Raw genomic sequence first — 3,845 nt, 5'->3', positions numbered from 1 at the left:
CCACCGCCGCCGCGACCACCGCCGCCGCGGCCACCACCGCCGCCGCGGCCGCGAAGGGACGGGCCGCGTCGTGCTGATCCGACTCATGCGTGACTACCTTCGGCCCTACCGCGGAACACTGGTCGCCCTCGTCCTCCTCCAGCTCGTGGGGACCATCGCGTCCCTCTACCTCCCCAGCCTCAACGGCAGGATCATCGACGAGGGTGTGGCCAAGGGGGACACCGCGTTCATCGTCTCCGCCGGCATGTGGATGCTCGCCGTCTCGCTCGTCCAGATCGCGGCGACCGTGGCAGCGACCTACCTCGGGGCGCGGACCGCGGCCGGGATGGGGCGGGACCTGCGGGCCGGTGTCTTCGCCCGGGTCGGTGACTTCTCGGCGCAGGAGGTGTCGCGCTTCGGGGCGCCGACGCTCATCTCCCGCAACACCAACGACGTCACGCAGGTGCAGCAGGTCGTCTTCATGGGCGCCGCGATGATGGTGTCGGCGCCGATCATGATGGTCGGCGGGATCGTCATGGCGCTGCGCGAGGACGTGGGCCTCTCTTGGCTCGTGGCGGTCGCCGTGCCCCTGCTCGCTCTCTGCGTCGCCCTCGTCATCCGCCGGATGATCCCCAACTTCCGCCTCATGCAGGAGTCGGTCGACTGGGTGAACCGCGTCCTGCGCGAGCAGATCACCGGCATCCGGGTCGTGCGCGCCTTCGTCCGCGAGGACCACGAGCGGGCCCGCTTCGGCGAGGCCAACACCCAGTACACCGGCACGGCCCTCGCGGTCGGCCGCCTCATGGCGCTCGTCTTCCCCATCGTCATGCTCATCTTCAACGCCTCGACCGTCGCCGTCCTCTGGTTCGGGGCGCAGCGTGTCGACAGCGGGCAGATGCAGGTGGGCGAGCTCACGGCCTTCATGGCCTACCTCATGCAGATCCTCATGTCGGTGATGATGGCGACCTTCATGTCGATGATGATCCCGCGGGCCACGGTCTCGGCGGGGCGCATCGCGGAGGTCCTCGACACCGACTCCACCGTCGTCCAGCGGAGCGCCCCGGTGCCGCTCCCGGCCGGCGGCACGTCGGTCGAGCTGCGTGGGGTGGAGTTCGCCTACCCCGGCGCCGACGTGCCCGTGCTCCAAGGCGTCTCGCTGACCGCCCTGCCGGGCCGGACCACCGCGATCATCGGCAGCACGGGCTCGGGCAAGTCGACGCTCATCTCGCTCATCCCGCGCCTCTACGACGTCACCGGCGGCGCCGTCCTGCTCGGTGGGGTGGACATCCGCGAGGCGACTCTGGAGGACGTGTGGTCGCGCATCGGCCTCGTCCCGCAGAAGCCGTACCTCTTCACCGGGACGGTCGCGTCCAACCTGCGCTACGGCGACTCGGCGGCCACCGACGACGAGCTGTGGGAGGCGCTGCGCATCGCCCAGGCGGAGGACTTCGTGCGGGCCATGCCCGACGGGCTGGAGTCGGCGATCGCGCAGGGCGGCACCAACGTCTCCGGCGGCCAGCGCCAGCGGCTCGCCATCGCCCGCGCGCTCGTGGCCAAGCCGGACGTCTTCCTCTTCGACGACAGCTTCTCCGCGCTCGATCTCTCGACCGACGCGCGGCTGCGCGTGGCTCTGAGGCCCGTGACCCGGCATACGACCGTCGTCGTCGTCGCCCAACGGGTCTCGACGATCATCGACGCCGACCACATCGTCGTGCTCGACGACGGGCTCGTCGTCGGTGCCGGCACCCACGACGAGCTGCTCGAGACCTGCCCGACCTACCTCGAGATCGTCGAGAGCCAGCGCAGCGCCGAGGAGGCAGTGGCATGAGCGAGGGTGTGAAGACGGCCGAGGAGAAGGCCGCCGAGGCGCGTCGTGGCCCCGGGTCCCGTGCCACGAACCGGCACGGCCCGATGGCGATCGGGATCCCGGCGGAGAAGCCCGCGAGCTTCCGTCCCTCGGCCAAACGGCTGCTCGGCCTCCTGCGACCCGAGCGGACGTCGTTGTACGCCGTCCTCGCCTTCGCCGTGTCCAGTGTCGCCCTCAACGCCGTCGGCCCCAAGATCCTCGGGCGCGCGACCGACCTCATCTTCGCGGGTGTCGTGGGGCGCCAGCTGCCCGCCGGGGTGAGCCGTGACCAGGCGGTCGCGGACCTGCGGCTCAACGGCAACGGGACGTTCGCCGACCTCGTCGAGGGCATGCCGTTCCTCGTGCCGGGCGCCGGGATCGACTTCGGGGCCGTCGGGCGGGTGCTCCTCGTGGTCCTCGCGATCTACGTCGTCGCGAGCCTGCTGCAGTGGGCGATGAGCTGGATCCTCACGGGCGCGGTCAACCGGACGATCTTCGAGCTGCGGTCCTCGGTCGAGGACAAGCTCAACCGGCTCCCGCTGCCGTACTTCGACAACCAGCCCCGCGGTGAGCTGCTCAGCCGGGTCACCAACGACATCGACAACGTCGCGCAGAGCCTGCAGCAGACGCTGAGCCAGCTGCTCACCTCCCTCCTCACCGTCGTCGCGATGGTGGCGATGATGCTCTACATCTCACCGCTGCTCGCCGTCATCGCGCTCGTGACCATCCCTGTCTCGATGCTCGTCACCGCGGCGATCGGCAAGCGCTCCCAGAAGCACTTCGTGCAGCAGTGGAAGTCCACGGGAGAGCTCAACGGCATCGTCGAGGAGACCTTCACCGGACACCAGCTCGTCAAGGTGTTCGGCCGCCAGGAGGAGGCCCGTGAGGCCTTCCGCGCCAAGAACGACGACCTCTTCGACGCAGGCTTCGGTGCGCAGTTCATCAGCGGCATCATCATGCCGACGATGATGTTCATCGGGAACCTCAACTACGTCGTCATCGCCGTCGTCGGCGGGCTTCGGGTTGCCAGCGGCTCGATGACGTTGGGTGACGTGCAGGCGTTCATCCAGTACTCGCGCCAGTTCACCCAGCCGCTCACCCAGGTGGCCTCGATGGCGAACCTCCTGCAGTCCGGGGTCGCATCCGCCGAGCGGGTGTTCGACGTCCTCGACGCCCCGGAACAGCAGGCGGAGAGCGCGTCGCCGACGGTGCTGGACGACCCGCACGGCCGCGTCGAGTTCGAGGACGTCTCGTTCGCCTATGCGCCCGAGACCCCGTTGATCGAGCACCTCGACCTCACGGTCGAGCCGGGCCAGATGGTAGCGATCGTCGGCCCCACGGGTGCCGGCAAGACGACCCTGGTCAACCTCATCATGCGGTTCTACGAGCTCGACTCCGGCCGCATCACGCTCGACGGTGTCGACATCACCGACCTCAGTAGGCGAGGGCTGCGCCGCGAGATCGGCATGGTGCTGCAGGACACGTGGCTCTTCGGCGGGACCATCCGCGACAACATCGCCTACGGCCGGCCCGACGCCTCCGAGGAGGAGGTCCTCGCGGCGGCGCGGGCGACCTACGTCGACCGGTTCGTCCACTCGCTGCCCGACGGCTACGACACCGTGCTCGACGCGGAGGCCGGCAACATCAGCGCCGGCGAGAAGCAGCTCATCACCATCGCGCGGGCGTTCCTGTCCGACCCGGCGCTGCTCATCCTCGACGAGGCGACGAGCTCGGTCGACACCCGCACGGAGCTCCTCGTGCAGCACGCGATGTCGGCGCTGCGCCAGGACCGGACGAGCTTCGTCATCGCACACCGCCTGTCGACGATCCGTGACGCCGACCTCATCCTCGTCATGGAGGACGGCCGGATCGTCGAGCAGGGTTCGCACGCCGACCTGCTCGCGCGCGGTGGTGCCTTCGCGGACCTGTATGCCGCCCAGTTCCGTTCCGCCGTCGCCGAGCCGGCCGGGTAGCCGCCCTGGGGACGCCACCGTCCGCAACTGTGGTCGCGAACTCGACC

General features: G+C 69.7%; 2 protein-coding genes. Both read left to right on the top strand.

What is annotated here, in order from left to right; genetic code table 11:
• Positions 1-70 precede the first annotated feature (70 nt).
• A complete protein-coding gene (locus tag N801_RS18680) occupies positions 71-1,807 on the top strand; it encodes an ABC transporter ATP-binding protein (RefSeq protein WP_035940820.1) in 1,737 nt (578 codons plus the stop codon).
• Positions 1,804-3,798 (top strand): ABC transporter ATP-binding protein, encoded by a 1,995-nt coding sequence (locus tag N801_RS18675; RefSeq protein ID WP_035940819.1) that lies wholly within the window; start codon positions 1,804-1,806, stop codon positions 3,796-3,798. The genes N801_RS18680 and N801_RS18675 overlap by 4 nt, the downstream gene beginning before the upstream one ends.
• Positions 3,799-3,845: the final 47 nt, after the last annotated feature.

It is taken from the genome of Knoellia aerolata DSM 18566 (assembly GCF_000768695.1).
GTDB classification, from domain to species: domain Bacteria; phylum Actinomycetota; class Actinomycetes; order Actinomycetales; family Dermatophilaceae; genus Knoellia; species Knoellia aerolata.
The sequence above is the reverse complement of the archived record's forward strand: the minus strand, read 5'-3'. Positions and strand labels throughout refer to the sequence as shown.

Bases quoted from the DNA above. Each gene is read 5' to 3' on its own strand.
- N801_RS18675 (WP_035940819.1), top strand. From the start codon at position 1,804: ATGAGCGAGGGTGTGAAGACGGCCGAGGAGAAGGCCGCCGAGGCGCGT.